The organism is Photobacterium sp. R1, from assembly GCF_054600795.1.
Map to the genome: position 1 here is coordinate 227,755 of NZ_BAAHZP010000002.1, position 24,828 is coordinate 252,582.

General features: G+C 47.7%; 26 protein-coding genes. 16 read left to right on the plus strand and 10 right to left on the minus strand.

All coding sequences use genetic code 11. The features are described from left to right. The first annotated feature begins 12 nt into the window (after positions 1 to 12). From ACYP03_RS04005 to pcaF, 4 genes are read left to right on the plus strand one after another with little or no spacing between them, the layout of a single operon-like run. On the plus strand, positions 13 to 846 hold the full coding sequence (locus ACYP03_RS04005; protein ID WP_459778576.1) for a beta-keto acid cleavage family enzyme: 834 nt from the start codon (positions 13 to 15) through the stop codon (positions 844 to 846). After that, positions 846 to 1,835 carry a porphobilinogen synthase gene (gene hemB / locus ACYP03_RS04010; RefSeq protein ID WP_248143328.1) on the plus strand — a complete coding sequence of 330 codons (990 nt, stop codon included), beginning with the start codon at positions 846 to 848 and terminating at the stop codon, positions 1,833 to 1,835. The genes ACYP03_RS04005 and hemB overlap by 1 nt, the downstream gene beginning before the upstream one ends. Next, on the plus strand, positions 1,822 to 2,490 hold the full coding sequence (locus ACYP03_RS04015; protein WP_459778577.1) for an alpha/beta hydrolase: 669 nt from the start codon (positions 1,822 to 1,824) through the stop codon (positions 2,488 to 2,490). Before hemB ends, ACYP03_RS04015 begins: the two co-directional genes overlap by 14 nt. Continuing rightward, the gene (gene pcaF / locus ACYP03_RS04020) at positions 2,483 to 3,688 is read left to right on the plus strand and encodes a 3-oxoadipyl-CoA thiolase (RefSeq protein ID WP_459778578.1); all 1,206 of its coding nucleotides are present in this window, start codon (positions 2,483 to 2,485) and stop codon (positions 3,686 to 3,688) included. The genes ACYP03_RS04015 and pcaF overlap by 8 nt, the downstream gene beginning before the upstream one ends. Positions 3,689 to 3,795: 107 nt before the next feature. Here pcaF and ACYP03_RS04025 read toward each other — a convergent pair whose 3' ends face one another. Next, a complete protein-coding gene (locus ACYP03_RS04025; RefSeq protein WP_330959913.1) occupies positions 3,796 to 4,536 on the minus strand; it encodes a helix-turn-helix domain-containing protein in 741 nt (246 codons plus the stop codon). Between the two features lie 564 nt (positions 4,537 to 5,100). Here ACYP03_RS04025 and ACYP03_RS04030 point away from each other — a divergent pair. The 4 genes from ACYP03_RS04030 to ACYP03_RS04045 all read left to right on the plus strand — a co-directional run bounded on the left by ACYP03_RS04030 (position 5,101) and on the right by ACYP03_RS04045 (position 10,300). Next, positions 5,101 to 6,306: a maltoporin gene (locus tag ACYP03_RS04030; RefSeq protein ID WP_248143330.1), complete on the plus strand. Its 1,206-nt coding sequence runs from the start codon at positions 5,101 to 5,103 to the stop codon at positions 6,304 to 6,306. Between the two features lie 121 nt (positions 6,307 to 6,427). Then, positions 6,428 to 8,389, plus strand: coding sequence for a glycogen debranching protein (locus ACYP03_RS04035; RefSeq protein ID WP_459778579.1), 1,962 nt, complete (start codon positions 6,428 to 6,430; stop codon positions 8,387 to 8,389). Positions 8,390 to 8,524: 135 nt separating this feature from the next. Further along, on the plus strand, positions 8,525 to 8,902 hold the full coding sequence (locus ACYP03_RS04040) for a hypothetical protein (protein ID WP_248142504.1): 378 nt from the start codon (positions 8,525 to 8,527) through the stop codon (positions 8,900 to 8,902). Positions 8,903 to 8,914: 12 nt separating this feature from the next. Beyond that, complete coding sequence (locus ACYP03_RS04045) at positions 8,915 to 10,300, plus strand: class II fumarate hydratase (protein ID WP_459778580.1); 1,386 nt, start codon at positions 8,915 to 8,917, stop codon at positions 10,298 to 10,300. Between the two features lie 23 nt (positions 10,301 to 10,323). On the opposite strand, the gene ACYP03_RS04050 is transcribed toward ACYP03_RS04045, so the two are convergent. Further along, on the minus strand, positions 10,324 to 11,106 hold the full coding sequence (locus ACYP03_RS04050) for an EAL domain-containing protein (RefSeq protein ID WP_330959910.1): 783 nt from the start codon (positions 11,104 to 11,106) through the stop codon (positions 10,324 to 10,326). Positions 11,107 to 11,396: 290 nt separating this feature from the next. Here ACYP03_RS04050 and ACYP03_RS04055 point away from each other — a divergent pair, with 290 nt between their 5' ends. The 3 genes from ACYP03_RS04055 to ACYP03_RS04065 all read left to right on the plus strand — a co-directional run bounded on the left by ACYP03_RS04055 (position 11,397) and on the right by ACYP03_RS04065 (position 13,438). Next, positions 11,397 to 12,101 carry an HAD family hydrolase gene (locus ACYP03_RS04055; protein WP_459778581.1) on the plus strand — a complete coding sequence of 235 codons (705 nt, stop codon included), beginning with the start codon at positions 11,397 to 11,399 and terminating at the stop codon, positions 12,099 to 12,101. Between the two features lie 228 nt (positions 12,102 to 12,329). Continuing rightward, positions 12,330 to 12,872 carry a cytochrome b gene (locus ACYP03_RS04060; RefSeq protein ID WP_248142508.1) on the plus strand — a complete coding sequence of 181 codons (543 nt, stop codon included), beginning with the start codon at positions 12,330 to 12,332 and terminating at the stop codon, positions 12,870 to 12,872. Continuing rightward, positions 12,869 to 13,438, plus strand: a complete 570-nt coding sequence (locus ACYP03_RS04065; protein ID WP_248142509.1) for a YceI family protein — start codon at positions 12,869 to 12,871, stop codon at positions 13,436 to 13,438. Before ACYP03_RS04060 ends, ACYP03_RS04065 begins: the two co-directional genes overlap by 4 nt. 68 nt (positions 13,439 to 13,506) lie before the next feature. Here the strand turns inward: ACYP03_RS04065 and trpS are convergent, their stop codons facing one another. The 4 genes from trpS to ACYP03_RS04085 all read right to left on the minus strand — a co-directional run bounded on the left by trpS (position 13,507) and on the right by ACYP03_RS04085 (position 18,088). Next, on the minus strand, positions 13,507 to 14,505 hold the full coding sequence (trpS, locus tag ACYP03_RS04070; RefSeq protein ID WP_459778582.1) for a tryptophan--tRNA ligase: 999 nt from the start codon (positions 14,503 to 14,505) through the stop codon (positions 13,507 to 13,509). Between the two features lie 267 nt (positions 14,506 to 14,772). Then, on the minus strand, positions 14,773 to 16,452 hold the full coding sequence (locus tag ACYP03_RS04075) for a hypothetical protein (RefSeq protein WP_459778583.1): 1,680 nt from the start codon (positions 16,450 to 16,452) through the stop codon (positions 14,773 to 14,775). A 122-nt stretch (positions 16,453 to 16,574) separates the two neighbouring features. Next, entirely contained in the window at positions 16,575 to 17,447 is an 873-nt protein-coding gene (locus ACYP03_RS04080; protein ID WP_459778584.1) for an SDR family oxidoreductase, read from the minus strand. Next, complete coding sequence (locus tag ACYP03_RS04085) at positions 17,444 to 18,088, minus strand: TetR/AcrR family transcriptional regulator (protein WP_459778585.1); 645 nt, start codon at positions 18,086 to 18,088, stop codon at positions 17,444 to 17,446. The genes ACYP03_RS04080 and ACYP03_RS04085 overlap by 4 nt, the downstream gene beginning before the upstream one ends. Before the next feature lie 203 nt (positions 18,089 to 18,291). Here ACYP03_RS04085 and ACYP03_RS04090 point away from each other — a divergent pair, with 203 nt between their 5' ends. Next, on the plus strand, positions 18,292 to 18,990 hold the full coding sequence (locus ACYP03_RS04090) for a DUF1223 domain-containing protein (protein ID WP_248142513.1): 699 nt from the start codon (positions 18,292 to 18,294) through the stop codon (positions 18,988 to 18,990). A gap of 85 nt (positions 18,991 to 19,075) precedes the next feature. Here the strand turns inward: ACYP03_RS04090 and ACYP03_RS04095 are convergent, their stop codons facing one another. Next, positions 19,076 to 19,756 carry a thioesterase II family protein gene (locus ACYP03_RS04095; RefSeq protein WP_459778586.1) on the minus strand — a complete coding sequence of 227 codons (681 nt, stop codon included), beginning with the start codon at positions 19,754 to 19,756 and terminating at the stop codon, positions 19,076 to 19,078. A gap of 296 nt (positions 19,757 to 20,052) precedes the next feature. After that, positions 20,053 to 20,232 carry a hypothetical protein gene (locus ACYP03_RS04100; RefSeq protein WP_036754379.1) on the minus strand — a complete coding sequence of 60 codons (180 nt, stop codon included), beginning with the start codon at positions 20,230 to 20,232 and terminating at the stop codon, positions 20,053 to 20,055. A gap of 390 nt (positions 20,233 to 20,622) precedes the next feature. On the opposite strand from ACYP03_RS04100, the gene ACYP03_RS04105 reads away from it, so the two are divergent. The 3 genes from ACYP03_RS04105 to yjjG all read left to right on the plus strand — a co-directional run bounded on the left by ACYP03_RS04105 (position 20,623) and on the right by yjjG (position 22,754). Continuing rightward, positions 20,623 to 21,552 (plus strand): chemotaxis protein, encoded by a 930-nt coding sequence (locus tag ACYP03_RS04105; RefSeq protein WP_248142515.1) that lies wholly within the window; start codon positions 20,623 to 20,625, stop codon positions 21,550 to 21,552. Positions 21,553 to 21,642: 90 nt separating this feature from the next. Beyond that, positions 21,643 to 21,948, plus strand: a complete 306-nt coding sequence (locus ACYP03_RS04110; protein WP_248142516.1) for a hypothetical protein — start codon at positions 21,643 to 21,645, stop codon at positions 21,946 to 21,948. Between the two features lie 122 nt (positions 21,949 to 22,070). Next, positions 22,071 to 22,754 (plus strand): pyrimidine 5'-nucleotidase, encoded by a 684-nt coding sequence (gene yjjG, locus ACYP03_RS04115; protein ID WP_459778587.1) that lies wholly within the window; start codon positions 22,071 to 22,073, stop codon positions 22,752 to 22,754. Positions 22,755 to 22,891: 137 nt separating this feature from the next. Here the strand turns inward: yjjG and ACYP03_RS04120 are convergent, their stop codons facing one another. Then, positions 22,892 to 23,056 carry a hypothetical protein gene (locus ACYP03_RS04120; protein ID WP_248142517.1) on the minus strand — a complete coding sequence of 55 codons (165 nt, stop codon included), beginning with the start codon at positions 23,054 to 23,056 and terminating at the stop codon, positions 22,892 to 22,894. A gap of 285 nt (positions 23,057 to 23,341) precedes the next feature. Continuing rightward, complete coding sequence (gene hdfR / locus ACYP03_RS04125) at positions 23,342 to 24,202, minus strand: HTH-type transcriptional regulator HdfR (protein WP_248142518.1); 861 nt, start codon at positions 24,200 to 24,202, stop codon at positions 23,342 to 23,344. Between the two features lie 162 nt (positions 24,203 to 24,364). Here hdfR and ACYP03_RS04130 point away from each other — a divergent pair, with 162 nt between their 5' ends. After that, positions 24,365 to 24,721, plus strand: a complete 357-nt coding sequence (locus ACYP03_RS04130) for a MaoP family protein (protein WP_459778588.1) — start codon at positions 24,365 to 24,367, stop codon at positions 24,719 to 24,721. Positions 24,722 to 24,828: the final 107 nt, after the last annotated feature.

Below are 24,828 nucleotides of genomic sequence, written 5' to 3' on the forward strand. Positions count from 1 at the left end.
AAATGTGCGGTCATGAATAAGTTAATGATCACCGCAGCGATCAATGGCGGTATCACCTCAAGACAGAAACATCCCAGCGTGCCCTACACGCCGGACGAAATTGCTGAATCAGCCTATCAAGCCTGGAATGCCGGTGCTTGTATCGCGCATATTCATGCCAGGGATATCCACGGAAAACCGAGTTATGAGAAAGGGATATGGGGAGAGATCGTAGCCAAAGTCCGTGAACGTTGCGATATTTTGCTGAACCTCAGCACTTCGTCCTACAACCTTCCTGACGAGATGCCCATCGAAACAGCATGGAACCACGTAGAGTTCCGACCCGAAATTGCATCTTTTAACTGCGGTTCTGTTAATCATGGCAGTAAGCCATTTGTCAACGCTCCTCAGGATTACACTCAACTCGCAGAAGCACTGAAATCACATCAGATTCTCCCCGAAGTGGAGGTTTACCACACTGGCGTCATTTCCGAGGCTAACGCATTGCTAGCGGCCGGATTAATCCCAGAGTCAACCATGTACTCACTTGCCCTGGGCATTCATGGCGGTACCCCTGCCACATTAAAAAACCTCTTAAATTTGATCGATAACTTACCGGAAAACAGTACCTGGAGTGCACTTGCAATCGGGAAACATCAGTTGCCGATCAATGCGCATACCTTATTACTTGGCGGACATGTCAGAACGGGATTGGAAGATAACGTCTACTACCATCGTGGCGAACTAGCCAACGGCAATGCGCAGCTGGTTGAGCGAATTGTCCGTTTATCCCGTGAACTGGGCCGGGAAATAGCCTCCCCTGATGATGCCAGAACCATGCTTGGGTTAACGAAAGGACAATCATGATGACAACAATGTACCGTCGGCAGCGACGCCTCAGAGCAACGCCTCATCTTCGAAAACTCGTTCAGGAACACCAGATCGAGATTCAGGATTTAATCCAGCCTATTTTTATCGAAGAGCAGATTACGACAAATAAACCGATCGATGCGCTGCCGGGATTAGTGCGCTATGCAGAACAGAATGTCGCTCAGGAAGTTCGTGAGTTGTACGAACTCGGTATCCGTTACGTGATGCCATTTGGCATTTCGCATACGAAAGACAGCCAAGGCTCTGATACGTGGGATGATCAGGGTTTGCTTGCGCGTATGATCCGAACGATTAAACAGGCATGTCCAGACATGGTTGTGATCCCCGATATCTGTTTTTGTGAATACACGACACACGGCCACTGTGGTGTGATTCATCAGGACGATGTCGATAATGACGCCACACTGGATAATTTAGCCAAACAAGCAGTGACCGCAGCAAAAGCCGGGGCTGACATGCTGGCTCCTTCGACCATGATGGACGGCCAGACACAGGCGATTCGTCAGGCTCTTGATAAGGCCGGATACACTCATGTCGGCATCCTGGCCCATTCCATGAAATATGCTTCTGCATTTTACGGCCCATTCCGCCAAGCGGTGGATTGTGAGTTGACCGGCGATCGCAAAGCCTATCAGGCCAATCCGGCAAACGGCCGGGAAGCCCTGACAGAAGCTTCACTGGATGAACAAGAAGGTGCCGATATCTTAATGGTCAAACCCGGCACACCTTATCTCGACATTGTTCACCGCATCCGTGAAAACACCAACCTGCCCGTTGCCGTGTACCAAGTCAGCGGCGAGTACGCAATTCTGCAACATGCGATACAGGCTGGTCTTGTCGATGAACGGCAGTCGGTTATGGAAACCATGCTCGGCTTCAAACGTGCGGGTGCAGATATCGTGGTGACTTACTTCGCCAGACGCATCGCCCAATGGTTACAGGAAGGTCACAATGTCAGTCAATAGTCAGAATTCAATTCATCCCAACCTGTTTCAGTTAGAGCAATTTGGCCAGCCCATTTCTCCGAAACACCCGGTCGTTATCCTTTTGCATGGCAGAAGGCAAACGACGCAGGACATGCAGAAATTGTATGAAAAGCTGGATATCTCAAACTGCACAGTCCTCACGCCCATAGCGCCGGAAAATACATGGTATCCCCGGGGCTTCATGCGGGAAATCTCGGACAATCAACCTCAGCTCAATGATGCATTGAACTACCTCGACAGCCTGATCGTTTTCTTGGTGGAGTCTGGAATCCCACTCAACCAAATTTCTCTTGTTGGTTTCTCACAAGGGGCATGTATCGCAATGCAATATCTCAAAGAATCGATGAAACCAGTACGTTGTTGCATCGGCTTTACAGGGGGGCTTTTTGGACCAGAGCTCGAACTGAATATTACAGGATCTGCTGCGCTGAACGATGTGAAAATCTACCTTACAGGGAGTCAGACAGATACATGGGTACCCGCTCAGCGCGTACAGGACACTGCCCAATACTTTACAACCTGTGGTGCCAACGTTGATGTGAAGATCTTCGACAGTCGCGAACACTTCATTTCCGACGAAGAAATATCTCAGGCACGCGAAGTTTTGACAAGCCAGGAGCTTTGTTATGAATGAAGCGTATATCTGCGATTATATAAGAACCCCTATCGGCAAATATGCAGGCAAACTGGCACAATGTCGGCCTGATGATTTAGCCGCTCTGACTTTGAGAACATTGATTGAGCGAAATCCGCATCTAAACGCAAGCGAGATTGATGAGATTGTTCTGGGTTGCGCTAATCAGGCCGGGGAAGATAACCGTAATGTCGCACGGATGAGCTCATTACTGGCTGGAGTGCCGCACGAAGTTCCGGGCATGACTGTCAATCGGCTTTGCGCTTCTGGTATGGATGCAATCGCAACTGCAACCCGAGCCATTAAAGCTCAAGAAACGCAGCTGATGATTGCCGGTGGTGTCGAGTCTATGTCACGGGCGCCACTGGTCATGCCCAAACCTGAGCAGGCCTTTTCGCGTCATGCTGAACTGTATGACACAACAATCGGCTGGCGATTTATCAACCCGAAACTTGCCGCACAGTTCGGCGCGGATTCGATGCCTCAGACGGCAGAAAATTTGGCTCAGAACTTTGGGATCTCCAGAACCGCTCAAGACAACTTTGCGTTCGACAGCCAGAGAAAATACTGCGACGCTCTGGAACGTGGTTTCTATCAGCACGAGATAGTGCCCGTTGAAGTTTCAGTGGGTAAACATCAGGTTGAAACTGTCATCCTGGATGAACATCCGAGACTCACGCTTCCAGAAAAGCTCAGCCAGCTGCGTCCTGTTGTATGCTCCGATGGCACGATTACTGCGGGGAATGCTTCGGGTGTCAATGATGGTGCAGCCGCTCTTTTACTCGCAAGTCGCAGTGCACTGGACCTGCATCATCTCACACCAATGGCGCGTGTAGTGGCTTACGCGACCAGTGGCGTCGAACCGCGTGTGATGGGGATCGGTCCTGCGCCCGCCATTCAGAAAGTCCTGTCGCTCTCAGGATTACAGCTGAAAGACATGGACGTGATTGAAATCAACGAAGCCTTCTCTGCTCAGGTACTTGCGGTATTAAAAGCCTTAAATTTGAATGCAACCGATCCGCGCATTAACCCGAATGGCGGTGCGATTGCACTTGGGCACCCGCTCGGCATGAGTGGCACACGTATTGTCGGTACAGCCACGCGACAACTTAAAGAATCAAACGGGCGTTATGCATTATGTTCTATGTGTGTTGGCGTAGGACAAGGTGTTGCTATGATCATTGAATCGGTCAATTAAGCTGCATTAATTGAACCGCTTTGGCCAAGTGTCTCCGATGAACACGGTGCACTTGGCTTCTTCTGCCTAATGCTGGTTATTCAATCCGTGCCGGATCATCTCAAAGTTCATTCACAAGCATGAGCTTTGACGTAACATACGGGAGAAAAGCCGGTGATTTGTTTAAAGACGGTTGAATAACTCGCTTGAGACTGGTAGCCAAAATCCAGTGCAACCTGGCTCGGTCTGCGACCATGTAACAATTCTGGAATCGAAAGGTAGACACGGATCAGCTTGCGCATTTGCGAAAAGCCTAAGCCAAGTTCTGATTTAAACAGTCTTGATAAACTTCTTGATGCCATCCCTACATCCGCAGCATATTGCTCAATCGGAAGATCGCACTTCGGGTTCAGTAACAACCGCTTGCACACTTGAAATAAGCGCCAGTCTCTCAGGCGGGAAATTTGCTCAATTGCAGTAAATTGTGTATTGAACATCCCCTCATTCTCACGACTGCTCAAGGATAGTGCGTGTGTCACGGTTCCGGCGATGAAGCCATGCTGATCCAGAATGACTTGCTTCTTTATATACAACTGGTGAACGCACCCTGACACATCAATCAGTGGCAGACGTAAGCTATATTGCCGCCCGCTCATAATATCTTTCTCATACATCTGATAAAGGCTGGCATAACTTCGCCAAGGCAAGTCATTGTCCGTCAGGCCAAGCATCTGAGCATGTTCACGGATCCCTGTTAACTTCTGGTGAGCTTCATTGCAGGCGACAATCTGGTGTTTTTTGTTTTTGACAACAAGATACCCTTCAGGAAAAGGAATAAATGGATTTTGAAGGAAATATTCAATATTCATAGTCGAGCCACAGAAACATCTTGTTACATATATACCACCAGTTTCTTATTGTGTCTCTAGTTAGCACTCAATGCTGTGGGGCAGACACAATCAAATTCATGACAGAGCACAATGTTGATTGGTTCCTGCTCTGTACCTTAGGCTTACACCTTACTTCTCATCCCAGCGAAAACGTGATCTGAAGGGCTTATTTCAAGCACGTTCCCCTTCCTGGACGGAAAATTCGTGATCCAGTGATCAAAAAAGTTCAAATTCAGCATAAAAATTCACCTTCCCCCTACAAAGTGTGATCTCCACACTCATCCCCCCTGCTCCTCCATCAATCAAGGTTATTGAGGAGGATGTTACTGGTCTATGACAGGCGCAGAATGAAACCATCCAAAGCGGACGCCCCTTTGCAGAGGCACTCGGATTCACAGGACCCGGTGCCGTCATTCAGCTGAGGGACGCGATCAACAGAGTGACAAGATCTGTACCAGGTCACTCTGACTGCCTGATTCGGTAATAGCCGGAACGGAGCAAGATAATAAAAAGCGCATCCATCAAGGAGTTTATGCAATGAAACTGAACAAAATTTGTCTGACTGCAGCAGCTGTATCCGCTGCACTGATGTCTGCTGCAACCTACGCAGAAGACGTCGACTTTCACGGTTATATGCGTGCCGGTGTCGGAATCAGCGGTGAAAACGGTGCGCCTGTCGCCTATGAGAAAAACAAAGTTGGCCGTTTAGGGAACGAAAATGATGTTTACGGCGAGCTGGGTTTAGGAAAAGAAGTCTACAACGAGAATGGCAAATCATTCTATGTCGACTCCATGCTGGCAGTTGCAACTGACGGTTCGAACGACTGGGAAGGCCTGGGTGTGAACGACGACGGTTCAGACAACATCGCACTGCGCCAGTTCAACGTTCAGGCAAAAGGTTTCATTGCGGGTGATGCAGACGCCACACTGTGGGCCGGTAAACGTTACTACCAGCGCCACGACATTCACATCTCAGACTTCTACTACTGGGATACATCAGGTGCCGGTGCCGGTATCGAGAAACTGAGTTTTGGCCCGGGTAAGGTGTCCTTTGCCGTCATTCGGGATGACTCCGGTGAAGTCAACGTCAATAACATCGACCTGCGTTATTCTGAAATCAAACTGGCACGCGACCTGAGCCTGGAACTGGGTCTGAACTATGGTCTGGTGAATGAGACAGATGCACAGAAAGCCGCAGAGACCTTCAATGATGGTGCGATGTTCACTGGTGAACTGACTATCGGCAACTTCTTTGGCGGCTTCAACAAATCAACCGTTCAGGCCGGTTCAAACGGGTATGGCGAACAAATGGCCGGTCTGGGCGCAGGGCACTACTTTAATGCGACCTCGAATGATGACGCACTGGGCTACCGCCTGATTAACTGGGGTGTGATTGCGCCTTCAACGTCCTGGGAAATCGGCCATCAGCTGATTTTTGCAAAAACCAGTTTTGACAGCAAAGATGATCACACCATTCTGAGTGCAGTTGTTCGTCCTGAGTACAAGTGGAACAACAACATGAAAACCATCATTGAAGCCGGTTATTATGATGAAGATGATTCTGGCGTCGACAAATCTGGCAGCAAGCTGACTCTGGCTCAGGCATTTACCGCTGGCCCAGGCTTCTGGGCGCGTCCTGAACTGCGCTTCTACGCCAGTTATCTGTCTGACTACGACAATGATAATGCCTTTGGCTCTGGCAACGACACCGAATATAACATCGGTGCTCAGGTTGAAGCCTGGTGGTAATCACCATTGCATTGAGTGACAAAACAGCCAGTCTTCAAAGACTGGCTGTTCTTTTTTCAGCCCTTTAAGGTTTTTCATGAAAATTTCTATTCCAGAACCAACTTTGGGACAGGATATAACTTTGGACCCCGGTGTTCCCCTGGGCTCGACACTGACGGAACAAGGCTGCCACTTTCGTGTACATGCTCCGGACAGCCAGCAATTATTTGTAGCACGGTTCGGAGATAACGGTCAGATCATCGAGATTTTCCCGATGTCACGACAGCCCAATGGTGACTGGTATCTGTACATTCCGTCGCTTCAGGCTGATTCAGCTTACAGTTTTTATCAGATCAACCCGGCCACTCAGTCCCGCCAATGGCTGTTGGACCCACATGCGCACAATGTGTTACAGCGTCACCAATTTTCACACCATCAAACATCATCGGAGAAGATAACCGCTGGAAACGACACACCGGAATGGGTTTCACTCACAACATGTCATCACTTCGACTGGCAAACCCGGAGACATCCGGAAACCCCGCTGAGCAACACTGTCATCAGTGAAATTCATGTCAAAGGATATACCAGACAACACCCGGCGATTCCGCCTGAACAAAGAGGCACTTATCTGGGGCTGTGTCACCCGGCCATACTCGCCGATTTCAAAGAGAACAACATCACCTGCCTGCAACTCATGCCCATCGCAACAAAAGCGGATGAAAGTCACCTTAAGACAAAATCACTGACGAATTACTGGGGATACAACCCGCTGGCATGGTCAGCGCCGGACAGACGTTTTGCCATTGCAGATCCGGTTAAGGAGTGTAAAACCATGATCCGTACCCTGCATGCCCACGGAATCGAGGTCATTCTGGATGTGGTTTACAACCACACCGCCGAGGAAGGCGACGGCGGACCGATTTATCACTTCAAAGCACTGGATCAGCAAACGTATCTGCACCATCAGAACGGCGGCATGAAAAACTTCACCGGCTGCGGCAATACCGTGGATCTCAGCCATCCGCCTGCACTGGAAGCCGTATTGCAATCATTACGGCATTGGGTTCTGAATTATCAGGTTGATGGCTTTCGTTTTGATCTGGCTGCAACTCTGGGACGGCAGGACGACAGGTTTTGTAAAAACGCAGCATTTTTCAGAGCCATCAACAATGATCCTGTCCTCAGCCAGGTCAAACTGATTGCCGAGCCCTGGGATATTGGCCCGAATGGCTATCAACTTGGCCATTTTCCGGGTCACTGGCACGAGTGCAATGACACATTCAGGGATACCTGGCGCAGTTACTGGCTGCACCGTGCCACCAACGCAGAAATCGCATCCTTGTTGCTTGGTTCACAAGAAAGGTTCCCGGCCTGGAACTGGCCGGAAAAGATGAGCGTCAATTATATCTGCTACCATGACGGCTTTACGCTTCAGGACTTAGTTTCCTACGGCGAAAAACATAACCGTGACAACGGTGAAGACAATCGGGACGGGCACCCGGACAACCGGTCGAATAATCATGGCATTGAAGGTCAAAGCAACGCTCCGGCGATCATCAAAAAACGCGAGCAGCAAAAACGAAACCTGATGACCAGTCTGCTCTTCAGCTTCGGCATCCCTCACTTGTTAGGTGCCGATCTGCACGCTCACAGCCAGCTGGGAAATAACAATGCATATTGCCAGGATAACGCGATCAGTTGGGTGAACTGGGAAGATGAAGCACAGTCGGGCGATTTCAGGCAGTACTGTCAGTCATTACTGACATTGCGACAGACAATCATGCCGGCATTCACACAAGCTCTATCGGCTCAAACTCAGTCCGTCGAAATTCAATGGCTGAATCACTGCGGAGCAAGACTTTCAGAACAGACTTGGGCTGAAAACTCCCCCTTTGCCTGTCTGATCCGCATACCGTGCGAAGAAAGTCTGATGTACATATTCAATTCAGGCGAATTGCCCGTGCGTTTTGCTCTGCCGGATTCACACTGGAGATGCCTGACAGATACTGCCGATAGTCGCGTTCTGACGAAAATCTTAAGACAAACCGCCACTTATGTGCGTCCGCATTCAATGATGATTCTCCACCGAGCGCCAGACTGATGACAGTCAGTTTTGTTCATGACGCTAAAACCCCGACAAGCCTGCGACCTCGTATAAACTTCAGGGAACAGGCTTGAAACCCAACCACGATAATGATAATAATTATCATTATTTTATTGGGGTGTGGAGCGTTTTATGGACAAAACCAGAGAGCTGTACCGGCAATATTTCCTGGCTGAGGATCGTTTTCTCAACCACCCTCTGATCCCGGGATATGAGCAGGACGTCATCATCGACATGACGCAGGCGGGCATGAACCTGGCCGCTTATTACGGACAACCGACACCCGTCAGAAACCCCTTACTCCAGGAGCTTTTTCTCCGGCGGGTCTTTTTCCATTTGCTGAACACGATCGATAACCGGCATCAGTCGAGAATTTTTCGTCGTATCTGTCTGGATTATCTGCACTGCCCGCTCCTGGCCCTGAAAAAATTCTACGGTGACAGCCACACCGACAAATTCCTTTCCCTGAAACAAAACCTTCTACAGTTACAACATTCGTCCGGATTATAAGGAACCGCTGACATGACGAAAGATTACCGAATTGAAAAAGACAGCATGGGTGAAGTACAGGTTCCCCAGAATGCGCTGTATCAGGCACAGACCCAACGCGCGGTGAATAACTTCCCTGTCAGCGGCCTGACCATGCCAGCCCGGTTCATTCAGGCTCTTGCATTTGTCAAACAAGCTGCCGCGAGAAGTAATCTTGAACTGGGCCTGCTCGACAATGATATCGCTCATGCCATTATCGACAGCTGTCAGGAGATCATTGACGGCCATCATCTTGATCAGTTCCCGATTGATGTCTTCCAGACAGGGTCCGGCACCAGCTCTAACATGAATGCCAATGAGGTCATTGCAACGCTGGCATCAAACCGGTCAGGTATGACCGTCAATCCAAATGACCATGTCAACATGGGACAAAGCAGTAATGACGTTATTCCGACAACCATTCAGGTCAGTGCAGCTATTGCATGTCATGAACACCTGTTCCCGGCCATGGCACATATCAGCAAAACGCTGGATGAAAAATCGGCGGCAGTCGGTCATATCGTCAAAACTGGCCGCACTCATTTAATGGATGCGATGCCGGTGACACTGGCGCAAGAACTGCAGGGCTGGAAGACGCAAATTGAAAAAGCACACCACGGCATTGTTCAGAGTCTTGAAAACGTCACCGCGCTGGCCCAGGGCGGCACCGCGGTTGGTACCGGGATCAATGCAGATCCGAAATTTGCTGCAACCTTTGCCAACAACTTGTCCGTTTCTGCTGAAATACCTTTCAGCTGCAGTGATAACTTTTTCTACAACCTGAGCAGCCAGGACGCCATTGTGGCCTTATCCGGACAGCTGAAAACAGCTGCCGTCGCCATGATGAAAATTGCCAATGATCTGCGCTGGATGAACTCCGGACCGCTGGCTGGTTTAGGCGAAATAGAGCTGGAAGCCTTACAACCCGGATCATCCATCATGCCCGGTAAAGTCAACCCGGTGATTCCAGAGGCGGCAGCCATGGTCTCTGCACAAGTCATCGGCAATGATTCAACCATCACAGTGGCAGGACAATCCGGGAACTTCCAGCTGAATGTGATGTTGCCTGTGATTGCTTATAACCTGTTGCAAAGCATTGAGCTGCTGGCAAACGCCTTCACCCTGCTGGCAGATAAAGCCATTGCCGGTTTTCATGTCCGTGAGGATAAACTTCAGGAAGCACTGGCGAAAAACCCAATTCTAGTGACGGCACTGAATCCGGTGATCGGCTATTTGAAAGCGGCTGAAATCGCTAAAAAGGCTTACAAAGAGAAACGGGATATTCTGGATGTTGCTGAAGAGGAAACTGAACTGACGCGCAGCGAACTGGAAAGTTTACTGGATCCGCAGAAGCTCACGACGGGCGGCGTCGCTCATTAAGAACATAGTCTCAAGGGTTTACCTCAGTAAACCCTTGATTCCAGCATCTCAGACAATAACTGCGGACGGCCAAGATAGAATCCTTGCATATAGTCAACCCCCAGCTGCGTCGCTACTTCCCGCCCTTCCTCGTTTTCTACGCCTTCCAGCAACAGTTTTGCGCCGAGTTCCTGAGCCAGTTTCACAACCTGAATCAGCGGCTGCGTGTCTCCGGCCAGATAACCGGCCAGCAAAGAGCGATCCACTTTGATCATATCCGGGTTTAACAAACGCGCCCGGCGTTCTGACGAAGCTTTCACGCCATAGTCATCAATTGCAATTTTCAAGCCCTGTGCCCGCATCTGACCCAGCACACATTGAAGTTCATGATTACATGAACAATCGTGTTCAAGTAACTCGACATAAACCTGACTGGACATCAAACCGAAGTCATTAAACTTTTCTGCAGAAGCTTGCCTGTTATGAGCCAGCAGCACATCAGGCATCATATTAATGAAGAGGAAATGGGCAGGAAAAAAACTGGCAAAGTTTTTCACATGAATTGCTCGTGCCAACCGATCCAGGTTGACCTGGTCTGTCATGTCGAGATATTCAGAAGTAAAAAAAGGCTCAGTTTTCAGTTCTTCACCAGCCTCATTAAAAACCCGGGCCAGTGCTTCATAGCCAAAAAACTCACCATGAACGGTATGAATCGGCTGAAATGCGGTTTTGATTTGATAGGCATCGTACGCTGCACTAATACTACCGTCAGATTCCGTTCTCAGGTGCATATCAATGTCTTTGATTGTGGCGATAATTTTGCTCACATTTATCTCTTCACACGATGAATGAAATGGCATACGCTCATGAAAGCTTGCACTCCTGCCTGCATACTCACGTAAAACCGCCGAACTATATAGAGAGTGGCGACCAAAAACTGTCTCAAGATTGAGACATGTGAAGTTTATGCGCTCATGCTGGGAAAAATGTCACAAAAAAGTTAATTTTCCTGATTTATCTATCGCGAGATGACTTCAAACCGACATTTCACTGAAACATTCGTGTCATGGTTCGCACATAATCTTACCCCTTAAATCTGAAGGAAAGGAAAGACAAGTTGTTATCCAACATTCATCCCATCACAAAATTACCCAATCTTGCCATCTTCGATTTAGATGAAACCCTGATTGCCGCAGATTCGGCTTCATTGTGGGTAAAATTCCTTGTCGACAAAGGACTGGCATCTGAGCATCTGCTCGAACAAGAGCAGGCACTGATGCAGGATTATGCGAAAGGCAAGATGGATATGCAGTCCTATATGACTGCGACGCTTGCGCCGATTTCAGGTAAATCTGAACTGGATCTGGCGCCAATGATTCGTGAATTCGTCGAACAGCGCATTCAGCCCGCTATTTTTCCTGATGCCTCTGAACGAATCACCTGGCACAAAAAGCGCGGTGATACTGTCATTATTATCTCTGCGACCAGTGAACATCTCGTTAAACCAATCGCTGAATTACTCCAGGTTGATGATGCGCTTGCGATTCGGCTTGAAACCATTAACGGCATTTATACCGGCAGCACCACCGGTACGCTGAGCTATCGTGAAGGGAAAGTCACGCGATTGAAGGCATGGCTGCAGGATCAGTTAACCCAGTTTCACAGCCTGTATTGCTATACTGATTCAATGAACGACCTCCCACTTCTCCAGGCTGTTGATTTCCCATTTGCAGTCAATCCGGATCCAGCTTTAGCCCTGCATGCTCAAATGCAGGAGTGGACAATTATGAATTGGCGCCATGAAAATGACATCCAGCGCTAATTGCATGATTAAAAAGCACAAAATTGCTCAACAGCCCTCCGTCTGAGAGGGTTGTTATATCTGGTTACAAATTTATCACTCTTGACTTCGGCCGATTACATCACGATTTCATTGGCTTTTTCCGACTTGTTCAATTTCTTCGAAGAGCTTGTTCAACATAATGCACTGATTTTTGAAACATTTGCCTCTAGAATAGGGAAGTAGTTCTCATTCAGGATATCCGGATACATGAAAAAAGAGGTCACGCATTACGATTGGGTCTCCATTACCCTGCATTGGCTCAGTGCTGTCGTCATTATCGGACTCTTTGCGGTTGGCCTATGGATGGTCGATCTCAATTATTATTCTTCTTGGTATACCGTTGCACCACACTGGCACAAATCTATCGGCCTGAGTCTGATGGCTGCGACGCTGTTTCGTCTTCTTTGGAAAACCATCAAGAATCAACCTGAAATTATTGGTTCCGGACTGGAAAAAATCTCCGCGAAATCAGCGCATGCCGTCATCTATATTTTACTGTTCGGATTGTTTATCAGTGGTTACCTGATTTCGACCTCTGATGGTCGCGGTATTGAAGTTTTCAACTGGCTGACGGTTCCGTCGATGGGAGAATTGTTCCTGGATCAATCCGATATTGCCGGAGAAATTCATGAATATCTGGCTTACACCCTGATTGGACTGGCACTGCTCCATGCAGTGGCGGCATTCAAGCACCACTTTATTCATAAAGATAATACCCTGAAAAAAATGTTGGGAGTGAAGGAAAAATGAAGAAGCATCTTACCGCTTTAAGTCTGGCTGCGGCCCTGGTTGTTCCGGGAATTGCCAATGCTGCAGATTACATGATTGATAACAAAGGTGCGCATGCATCCGTTAACCTGAAAATCAGCCACCTGGGCTACAGCTTTATTAAAGCGCGTTTTAATACTTTTGACGGTAATTTCAGCTATGACCCTGAGAACATCAGTGCTTCAAAAGTTAAAGTGAATATTGATACCACCAGCTTCGATTCAAACCAGGCTGACCGTGACAAACACGTTCGCAGTGAAGATTTTCTTGAAGTCCGCAAATTCCCTAAAGCGACGTTCACCAGCACCAAAGTGACCGACAAAGGCAATGGAAAACTGGCGATTGACGGTGATCTGACACTGCGAGGCCAAACCAAACCAATCACAATTGATGCAGAATTTGTAGGTGCAGGTAAAGATCCATGGGGCGGTTACCGCGCAGGATTTACAGGCACAACCCGCATTGAACTGGCTGATTTCGGCATTCCGGTCATGGGCACGTCAAGCTATGCGGACATGGAACTGCATGTTGAGGGTGTTCGTCTGTAATCCTGATATGACACCATATCAAGTGCTGAAAAATCCGGCCTTATACAGCCGGATTTTTTCATGCTCACTCAAAACATGGCAATGCCTAATGCCCGTTTCACATCAAGTAACACGCCTTGGCTGACTTCATTGGCTTTCTCCGTGCCGGCTCTGAGGACCTCAACCAGCATCGTTTTATCTGCCAGTAACTTTTCGCGCTCTTCCCGGATAGGCGTCAACATAGACTGCAAACAGTCTTCGAGAATTTGCTTTGTTTTTCCGTCACCTAATCCCCCCTGACGATAGTGGGATTTCAGTTCCTCAACAAATGCTTTGTCCGGGTGAAAGGCATCCAGATATGTAAAGACGATATTTCCTTCAACCTGCCCCGGATCTTCAATACGTAAATGATTCGGATCTGTGTACATGGCTTTCACCGCTGTTCTTATTTCATCAGCTGTCGCTCCCAATGGAATGGCCGTCCCCAGCGATTTCGACATCTTTGCTTTACCATCAACACCGGGCAATCTTGGAAACTGGCTCAACAACGCCCGACACTCATAAAGAACCGGCTCGTGAACAACTGAATTAAACCGGCGAACAATTTCATTGGTCTGCTCTATCATGGGCAATTGATCATCACCAACCGGCACTTGGGTTGCACGGAATGCTGTAATGTCAGCAGCCTGGCTGATTGGATAAGTTAAAAATCCGGCAGGTATAGTTTTTCCGAATCCCCGAAAATGAATTTCGTTCTTAACCGTTGGGTTCCGTTCCAGCCGGGCAATCGACACCAGGTTCGAGTAATACATGGTTAATTCAGACAAAGCCGGTAATGCAGACTGAAGACAGATCGTTGTTTTGCAGGGATCAATCCCCACAGCCAGATAGTCTGCGACAACATTCAGAATATTGTCTGAGATTTTTTTCGGGTTCTGACCGTTATCGGTCAGCGCCTGTAAATCTGCAACCAAAATGGTTTGTTCATGGGTATGCTGAAGTTTGATCCGTTGCTGAAGCGAGCCGATAAAGTGCCCTAAATGTAATGAACCGGTCGGTCTGTCACCGGTAAGAATGCGTTCTTTCATCTTGAGTTTCCTTGAATAAAGCCAGTCTACGGCAGCCAAAGGAAACATCAGATCGGAGACATTGCGTTCATTGGCTGCCAATTCCGGCGGCAAATGAACGTAAAAATTCAGTGCCGCTCCTTCAGGAGCGCCACCAGCGAATTGATAAGGTGAATTGAGGAATATTTGAGTTCATGCTCAACACACTAACGGCATACTCAATGGATTGCAAGCACGGCTGCATGGCCGTACTTGCCTGTTCTACCGCTATATGTGCAAACAGAGAGATCAATAAATGACCACACTGCTGTTTAGGTCAACGTCAGTGGTTGCCATCTGAGGATTTCTAAGCATTAAACCACTGGCCCCGATCGCAACAGCACTGCCATCCTGATTGAGATCAATCGCATGACCAAAATAAGCATCACTTTTTATTTCAGTCGCACGCAGTGTGACACTGTGCTGCCAATTTTGCTGTTCATCTGACTTGTAAATATAAGTTGTACCTGCTTTGATGATTTGAGTTCCCGGATTGTCCGGATCAGTCACATCTGTAGTAATTGCTCCAATGGCAATCACTTTACCATTCTGGCTGACACTCAGTCCCCGTTGACCAAAATCACTGTATTTATCCTGCTGTGGATCAGAAATTTCTGTACTAAGTATCCAAGAACCCGAAGACGTTCGTTTGTACACCCGAACTACCCCTGTTACATCCCCTTTTCTGCCAGGCATCGTAATCGCCAATGTATCGCCACGGCTGTCCATATCAATTTCTGATCCGAATTCAGCAACAGGTTCCCTTTCTCCTTTCAGAATTCCTTTGAACTGCCAGTGACCTTCTGCATCTTTTGAATAAGTAAATACTTCACCATAGCGGTATGTGCCACCAGAATAAGGCATTCCGACGACAAGTTGCGTTCCAGCGCCATCCATCGCCATCGCGTAACCATAGCCAGCCCCTCTTTCCAATCCTGCAGCTTTCAGATATTGGTTTTCAATCCAGCTGCCATCGGATTGACGTTCGAACAAATACACCCCTCCCGTATCTGCTCTGGAGTTATCAAACGGATCATCGGTTGTCGCGGCATCGTGACCTATAGCGGCAATGGCAAGCGTTTTTCCGTTGCCACTGAGTTCAACCTGTCCACCGAAGTAATCCCATAAATCCAGGCTGGAAGAACTTTTGATGTACGCTGCTTCCTGCCATTGACCATCATCATTTGATTCGAAAATATACACAGCTCCAACGGCATCATTCATATTTTGCGTCGGTTGGTCAACGAATGTTGACTGTTCGCCACTTGCCCCGACTGCCAGTGTTTTTCCATCATCCGACAAGCTGATACCGATACCAAACCAATCGTAGCCATCTCGATTGCTGGCAATAATCTGAACCGGATCTTTCCAGTAACCAGCCTGATCACGTCTGTAAATGTAAACGGCACCCGCATTTTGTTCAAAAAATGACTCGCTGATATTGTCAAACGGCGCAGCAACTGCAATGGTGTTGCCGTCCGCACTCATACTAACATTGGCTGCAAAGATCGATTTTTTTTGGCTGTCAGATGGGAAATAGACCCTGGCTGTTTTAATCAGGTCTGAAACCGGAAGTGCCATCAGGTTGGAATCGGTATAACCGTCTGAATTAATTGCGCGGATGAAATACTGGGGTTGTGTCAGTGCCTTACTGTTTTGGAGGGTGAGGATCCGTTCAAGACCCGTGGTTTCGCCAATGGCTGTACACTGACGCTGCTCTTCAATGCAGATCTGATAGCGCTCTGCTCTTTCTGATGGCTGCCAGGCAAAACTGATCCTTCCGGCCCCTTCCTGCTCAATCGCAACATCCGTCAGATTAAATGCTGCCGGAGCATTCCCCTTTTCGCCGCCACCGCCGCAGGCTGCAATGCCAAGTAAGGTGGCAATGGAAATTCCCCAGATTTTTATCGTATTGTGTTTGCTGGTCATGCCTGATTCCTTGATTATTTGTCCCTGAATGCTTATTTATGCATTTTGTTTCATTCATACTGACTGTTGACTGAATCAGAAGCAAGTCATCACCCCATCCTATTTTGTGAATTCACTCTTTCTTAATTTGGATCGGTTGAACGCGCGTAACTTGTATAAAATGCTTCAAGCGTATGCTGACCATACACAGGAGCCACCATATCCTGAGCGGTCGCAGCCGCAAAAAACTCAACCGGGCCGGCAACTTGCACAGGCAACAAGCGAGCGACAGCCAGGACCCCCTTCCGTAACCAGTCGGGCAGGCAGGTGATTTTTTCAGGTTGTTGCAATACACGAAATGCAACTTTTCCAATTTCCCGGTGGGTGAGGATTTGCGGTCCACCAACATCCAGTTCTGTATGATTGGAATTGATGGCTTCTATACAAAAATTTGCCAGATCATCCCCATGAATCGGGTTCAGTTTCAGTTGCCCGGTTCCAAAAAGATACACACGCCCCCGCTTGGCCATCTTGTAGAACTCTGTCATATCCGAGAAAAATCCGTTTGGACGGATAACACAGGGACTCGCGATAGTGGAAATCAGCAGGCGATTTGCAAATTGCTCTTTTGCTTTCAATAACCGAACGGTCTGAAATTTGGGTGCATTGAAAGCTGAAATATAGATAAATCGCTTCACACCCGCGCGTTCTGCTTCCAGTAACAAATTCAGATTGGCCTGATAATCAACGTCCATATAACTCAGTCCATCTCGCTGACGGGTGATCCCAACGCAGGAAATCACAACCTCAACACCTTCACAGCATCCTTTCAGTGATGCTGGTTCGGTAACTTGTGCAATACGGATCTGTTCATCGTGAAGCCCCATTGCTTTCAGCTTCTCAGGACTCCGTGCTAACGCCTGGAAATCATAACCGTGCTGTTGTAATTGCTTTGTCAGGTGCATCCCAAGATAACCCGTTGCACCGGCCAGTAATATTTTCGTAGAACTTGTCATGCACCCGACTCCCGCTCCAGTGCGTTGAGAAAAAATTGTGTTCTGATGAGCACGTGTTGTTCAAGCTGCGCCAGGGACAACGGCATGTGTCCCGTGAACCGCAGTTCATCATAAAAATCACTTTTCCAGAGCTGAAACAGCATGTCAGCCAGTTGCGCAAGCGTGAACGACAGTGAATTCACGCCTGACTGCGACAAAATAGCGCTGATTTCACTGACCACACGCTGGGGACCGTGACGAAACAATTCTTCCTTTAACCCCTGAAATTTAGGTCCTGCCGCGGCAATTGCGTTATCAAATGCAATCACACTGGGCTGACTGAGCAGCACCATCACTTGTGTCCCTAACCGGACCAGTTTCTGTTCAGGACTGAACTGCCCAAGTGATTGCATTTCAGAGAGAGAACGCTCAAGCGCAGTTTGTGTGAAACTTTCGACATAAGCACTGATCACCCCTTCGAGGTTAGTAAAGCGCCGATATAAAGTGACTTTCGACACTTTGGCTGTACTTGCAATCCGTTCAATGGAAAGACGGGCGATTCCTTCAGCCGCCAGTATTTCGTCAATGGCTGAAAAAATCTGCAATGTCTTTTGGGAATCAACTGGCCGCCCGGCTAAACCGTTACGAGTTTCTGTGTTCATCACGATATTCTTTGTCAACAATCAGGGTGAAAATATAGTCACCATAATTATGAAACGCAACCGTTCATTAATTGTTTTTCTGCTGATTGCCGGGTTCGCAATGATCCACCTGGCCCTTCAGATTCAAATCATTGCATGCTGTCTGAAATGCAAGTGCCTCAACCCAGGTCTGTTCAGATAAGACGTCCAGTGGGAAAAGAGAAATGAAAACAGTCATCGCTGCCAGCTTACTTCTTGTCAGCCCAATTACTCCTGCACAAACTTGGCAACATTCTGGCCCCCCAGCGCAGGTCATTGAGTTGTTTACGTCACAAGGCTGCTCCAGTTGTCCGCCGGCCGATCACTTCACCAGCGCATTGAAACAGAAATATCAGCTCTGGGAAGAGATCCTTCCAGTCGTCTATCATGTTGATTACTGGGATTCACTGGGTTGGAAAGATACATTTTCAAAGCCAGAATACAGCCTGAAGCAGCGGCTCTATCATCAGTACAGAATCTTAAGCGGCGTCTATACGCCGGGATTTGTGATTGACGGCAAGGAGTGGCGTGGCTTTTTTCGCAGGCAGCCGTTACCGGCGCACAATTCCCGAGCTACAGAAATTCTGAAACTCACCCGAAATGGAAATACATTTCAGCTCGATTACAAAGGCAAAGGTCGCTTTATTGCTCAATTAGTCATTCTGGCGATGGATGAGCAAACTCAGATAAAGCGGGGTGAAAATGCCGGAAAAAATCTTGTGTATGACCATATTGTCCTGAGTGATTCCCGTAAAGCCTCAGAATCCACCTGGACTTTCACGCAGGTTGAGATTCCACTCAATGCAGATGCTGTAGCTGTCTGGCTCACCAGAGAAAACAGTTTTGTCCCGGTACAGACTGTCGCCGGATGGCTGGAAAAGTAAGCAGACGAATCAGTGACGTCAGTTCAGCCATGCAAACACCCGATGGCGTTAAAATCCACGGGTGTCTGCAATGTTCAATGTTCGGTTAACGGGTGATTAAGGCAATCATCTCATTCATTACCGCATGCTCATGGAGAAAGAAATGACCTCCAGGAAAATGATGAATATCCGGTGATTCAGTAAACCCATTTTCCCACTCAGCCAGTTCCTGTTCTGAGATTTCATCCTCCAGACCGGCAAGAACAGTCGCAGGGACAGCCAATTGACGTGTTTCTTCAGAGCAGTATTGTTCAACAAGCTGATAATCAGATTTAATAAATGGCGTACACAGTGCCATCAACTCCTGATTGTTCAGAATCTCTTCCGGAAAGCCCCCTTTTCTTTTCAGCTCGTTGATAAATTCATCATCATTGAGGTGGCTGATGAGTTTCGCCCGATTTTTTTTCCAGGGTGACTTTGCCGCAGAAAAAAATGCTTTCACTGGCACATGCGGGTTCTCTAGATGCAATTTTCTGACAACTTCATAGGCAATAAGCGCACCCATGCTATGGCCAAAGAGAATCAATGGTTTTTCTAAGTGTCCCTGTAAACCACCCCAGATATCCTCAATATACTCCTGCATCGTGATACAGCCAGGTTCAGCCATACGCTGCGACCGCCCGGGAGGCTGATAAGCTAACAACTGGACATGGCGGGGCAACTGCGCCACCCATGGATGAAATATTGCTGCACTTCCGCCCGCAAATGGAAAACAAACAAGATTCACTTCCGCTGTCGGGTTTGGCTGATAACAAATAAAGCGACCACGCATACGTATAACATCCTTTTTAAAACCGAGTTCTTTAATTTTCTATCGCGAATCAGAATGAAGACTGAAATGAAATGATGAAAACAGATGATTTATATTCTCCATTCATCAATGTGATTCCCATGAATATTTGAAACAGACAAAAACGACTCCCATTTCACCACAGGAAGTACAAAGCATAACGTGTTTATTTCACGAATATCAATCCATGCTGAAATAGAAAAAAGCCAGAGCAAAATGCTCTGGCCATCAATTCATTGATTCGAAGGATACTCACCTTCTTTTTTCTGACGGGATTGCCTGATCGTCCAGTGTTCATTGGGATCATAGTTTTCGTCACACAGATCAATTGAAAATCCCATATCGACAATTTCTTTCAACGTAAGATTGTCTGCCAGGTGAGCAATATCGCCAGTTCTATTCCGTAATTCCATAACCACACCTATCTCAGAGTTCAACGTCCTCAGCATTCCATGCGTTTCACTGCACCGGGTTCACAGCCCCTTCCCTGTATGCCTTTTGACTATAACTATAGCTGTAATCAACGCACTCCGGCGACATTCCAAGCGCATTCAGCTCCAGATGACCCGCTATATAAAAGCCCAATCTTCCCCCGCATAATCCGCGCCACGAGGTCATTTGGGACAACAGATTTCTCCTGAACCGGGAAAAAGCTGGATCAGCCTCAAAGTTCAAGTACTAAGAATAAAATCAATACGATGAATTCCTTTTGCCAGAACCACAGGCTACTATAATCGGATTAAAATCTTGTCCTCTTCTGTTGCAACAGAAGACAATTTGACGGGTGGAAAAGGGAAGCTGCAATGCTCAAAACCGCAACCAATCAATCTCAGGGGATGCTGCTTTTTCGGCTGAATTCCCGGCAACTGTTTGCCATTGGCACACTGAAAGTGAAAGAAATCGTTCCTTTTACGCCTTTAACTGCTATTCCGCAATCCCATCCAACGGTTTTAGGAGCAGCCAGCCTCCGTGGTGACACCTTGCCGGTGATCGATATGGCTAAGGCCATCGGTTACCCTGCGCTCACACCGGAAGAACTGAAGCAATGCTATATCATTATCACCGACTGCCGCCGCCGGCTGGTTGGTTTTCTGGTTCGTGGGATCAACAAAATTACAGAGTGTAACTGGCATAACATTGACGCCCCGCCGCCATCGCTGGGCCGAAACATCTTTGTTACCGGTGTGACAAATATTGAGAACCAGCTGGTTCAGTTATTAGATATTGAGTTGTTGTTGTCTAAAGTGTTTCCTGATTCTCCTGAAAGCCTTCATCCGGTTCTGACCGATGTTCAGCGCGAAATTCTGCGCCCGCTGAAAATTCTGCTGGTAGATGATTCTGCCGTTGCCCGCCGCCAGCTTTGTCAGGCAATGGACAGCGTGAGCATCCCTTATCATATTGCAACTACCGGGACTGACGCCCTCAGAATGCTGAATCAGGCTGCCGACGCGGGTCACCCCTTTGAAATTCTGGTCAGTGACATTGAAATGCCGGGACTGGACGGCTACGAGTTGGCATTTGAAGTCCAGAACAGTGCCAAACTGAGTGGCACCTATATAATCCTGCACACATCGCTGTCGAGCGAAATCAGTGTCTCTCAGGCACATCAGGTGGGTGCCCATGAAGCGCTGACTAAATTCGAAGCGAATGAGCTGATTCATGCCATGTTAAGAGGTGCACATCAGCACCAGGAAAATGTGTTGACTGAAGATCAAAAAAATTATGTCGAATAATCCAAATTAACAGAATGCTGACATTCACTGCGGCAGCTATGGCACAGTTGCCGCTATGAGCAATATTCATCTTTCATTGACGGAACCAACATGTTTCAGCGCATCATTTTCAGTGCCATTCTTCTCAGCGCCTCCGGCTCAGCTTTAGCCAATCCTGAACTGCTTGCCCCTGATGAAGCAAATCATGGTTACTTTCAATTAGTCGAAACGATTGAAGTCAAAGGTGACATCGACGACAGCATTGCCCAGCTGGTGAAGAAATCTTTAAAAAATAAAACCGGCCAGTTCTACACCATAGACACCATTAAAGAAGATACACAAAAAGAAACGCTGACCCTGGTGATTAAGCTCTACAATGAACCCACAGGGATGATGACCGACCATCTGGCAGCATAATCATCACACTGCCATTTCCGCTGCTGTATCAATCATGTAATTCCGCTGTTGCCCGGTTTCTTTTGTTGCCGGGCGATGAAAAGAGTAAGATGTGGGTTTCCTCAACTTCACAGGCTGACTCTATGAAATACCAGTGGATATTGTTTGATGCTGACGAAACACTTTTCCATTTCGATGCTTACAGCGGCCTCAAACTGATGTTTTCCCGTTTTGAGGTTGATTTTACCCCTGAGCATTTCTCTGAATATCAACGTATCAACAAACCACTTTGGGTGGATTATCAAAACGGTGATATCAACGCTGGGCAAATCAAACACCTGCGCTTTGAATACTGGGCTTCCAAGCTCAATGTCACGACAGTCACTCTGAACAGCGCATTTCTTGAGGCGATGGCAGACACCTGTTCATTACTGCCAGGCGCGGCTTCAATGCTGGAACGGCTGAATCCGCACGTAAAAATGGGCATTATTACCAACGGGTTTACTGAACTTCAGGATGTCCGTTTACGCCGGACCGGGGTCACAGATTACTTCTCTACATTAATCATTTCAGAACAGGTCGGCGCAGCCAAACCAGCCCCTGAGATTTTTGATTACGCGCTGAATGCGATCGGTAACCCAGAACGCAGCAAAGTGCTCATGGTCGGTGACAATCCGCATTCAGACATTCTGGGGGGCATCAATGCAGGCATGGATACCTGCTGGCTGAATCATCACGATCACGAGGCACCGGAAGGTATTCGTCCGAGTTATATCGTCAGCCACCTGGATGAGCTGTCTTCACTCTTACTGAAAGACGTACAGTAAAATTCAGTGTTGATTCAAAAGATTGTGCTGAAGAGATTCCAAAAATAACAAAGCGCACCCTGGGGTGCGCTTCTCGTGTCTGGTTTCCAGCTGAACGTGAATCGTTACTTACTGGAGGCTATGTCGTGAAATTTTAATTACTCGTAGTCGAAATCCATGTACTCACCGCTGTCCTGACGCTGGCGCGATGGGCGGCGTTTTTTCTTCCGCGCCTGCTGATTGTAATCAAAAAAGTCATCATCAAAATCACTCTTGAGTTTGGACTTCGACCCTTTGCGGAACTTCTCATCTAACTTTGCCATGCTTGTTTCCTGACACACAACCAGATAAAAACATTGAGGATGTTGGGCCACCCCAAACCGGGCTGACCATCACCACTAAGCATAGGGGAACAATTCAAAAAAACACAAATGCTCAGCGGTATGACAAGAAAGTCGGTTCATTCGCTGCACATAGCCAATACAGCGAGAGCTTGAATTCACCAGAACCGCCCTCCTTCCAGCAGCGAGACTAATGCAAAGCCTGAATCTCTGTACAACAAGATATTTTAATCATGACAACAAAATATATTGTTCAGAAAACTGTGCTTATACACTTTCACTAATCTCGCTGAACGCAACGTCCAGCAAGCGATCCAGCAACTCAATTTTCTCGTTGTCATCGCGCCATATCAGATACAAAGTTTGCTCCATCACGGGTGCATTCTTGACGACATAAAGCTCCCCTGCTTCAACACTGTGAGCAATCACAGGCGATGGCAGATAACCGACACCACCATTATTCAGCAAATGCTCCAGCGCCATCTTGCTTGAATGGGTATGCAGTATCGGTGTTTTCTGTAACTCATATATGCGGCTATGCTCTACCGCGAAACGGGTTCCCCAGTCCAGATAAACTAAAGGCATATCTTTGACACCTGTCATATCACAATCCGGCATATGACAAACTAGCTGTAACTGATACTCCCTGACTTTATTGACAATCAGGTTGTCAATCTTGGGCGGTTCACTGGTAATGACCACATCAATGCTTTTATTCAGAATCTGTTTTGCCAGCCCCTGTCTTGAAACCGTCTCGAGTCGCAAAGCTAGGTCCGGAATCGCGCCATAGATGCGGCTGATCCAGTCTGAGATGCCATCAAACTCCCACACCAGTGCCGAAGCCCCCAGCGTTATCTGATTATTACAGGAGTCTGATAAAGCAACATCCTGCCTCGCTCGGCTCCAGGTCTGTAAAATCGCCTCAGCATAAGGCTGCAGCCGCTCACCGGCTGCCGTGAGGTGAACATTCCCACGCTGGCGAGAAAACAAAGCATTACCCAGTTGTGATTCGAGCTGCCGTATCCGAAAGCTGACAGCCGACTGCGTCAGATATAAATTGTCGGCAGCCCGGCCAAAGTGCCTTGTTTTGGTGACTTCAAGAAATGTTTTCAGTAATTCGGTGTCCACAAGTTAACCCGTATATATAGAAGAAGGGACTCATGGCGATACTACACTGAGCGACCCGCACTTATCATTAAAAAGTTTTATCGTGACGACGAAAAACCTTTGATTTACAACTCGACAAACCTGAAAGAATATCAGCGCAAATCTCACATGGCAGGTGATCAGATGAGAAGTGTAGGCAAATTTTACGACGATAAAAATTTCCCACGCGGCTTCAACCGCTCAGGCGTATTCACACTCAGCGAAGCCAATATTCTGGAAAGTTACGGACGTACCATGCGTGGTATCCAGGAAGGTTTGCTTCAGCCTGAAAACCCGGAAGAAGTGCAGTTTTTTGCTGAAATTACAGGTCAGCAGGAAATTGCATCAGATTTCGCGAAGTGCTGGATGAAGTACCTGAAACAGACATCCACCAAGGTACGTAGCTATACCTTGTGCAATTCTCCTCGCAAATCTTCGGTGAACAGCTTTGAAGATGACAGCGATGATAGCGGCGGTAGCGATGAGGATATGGATTACTGAGTAATCTGTTGACTATCGCCATAGCAAGATGCTTTACCGAGCCATTCGCCTAATAGCGCGTGGCTCTTTTCTTTTTTGCCCCATGCAACCGGGCAATAAACTGGTTT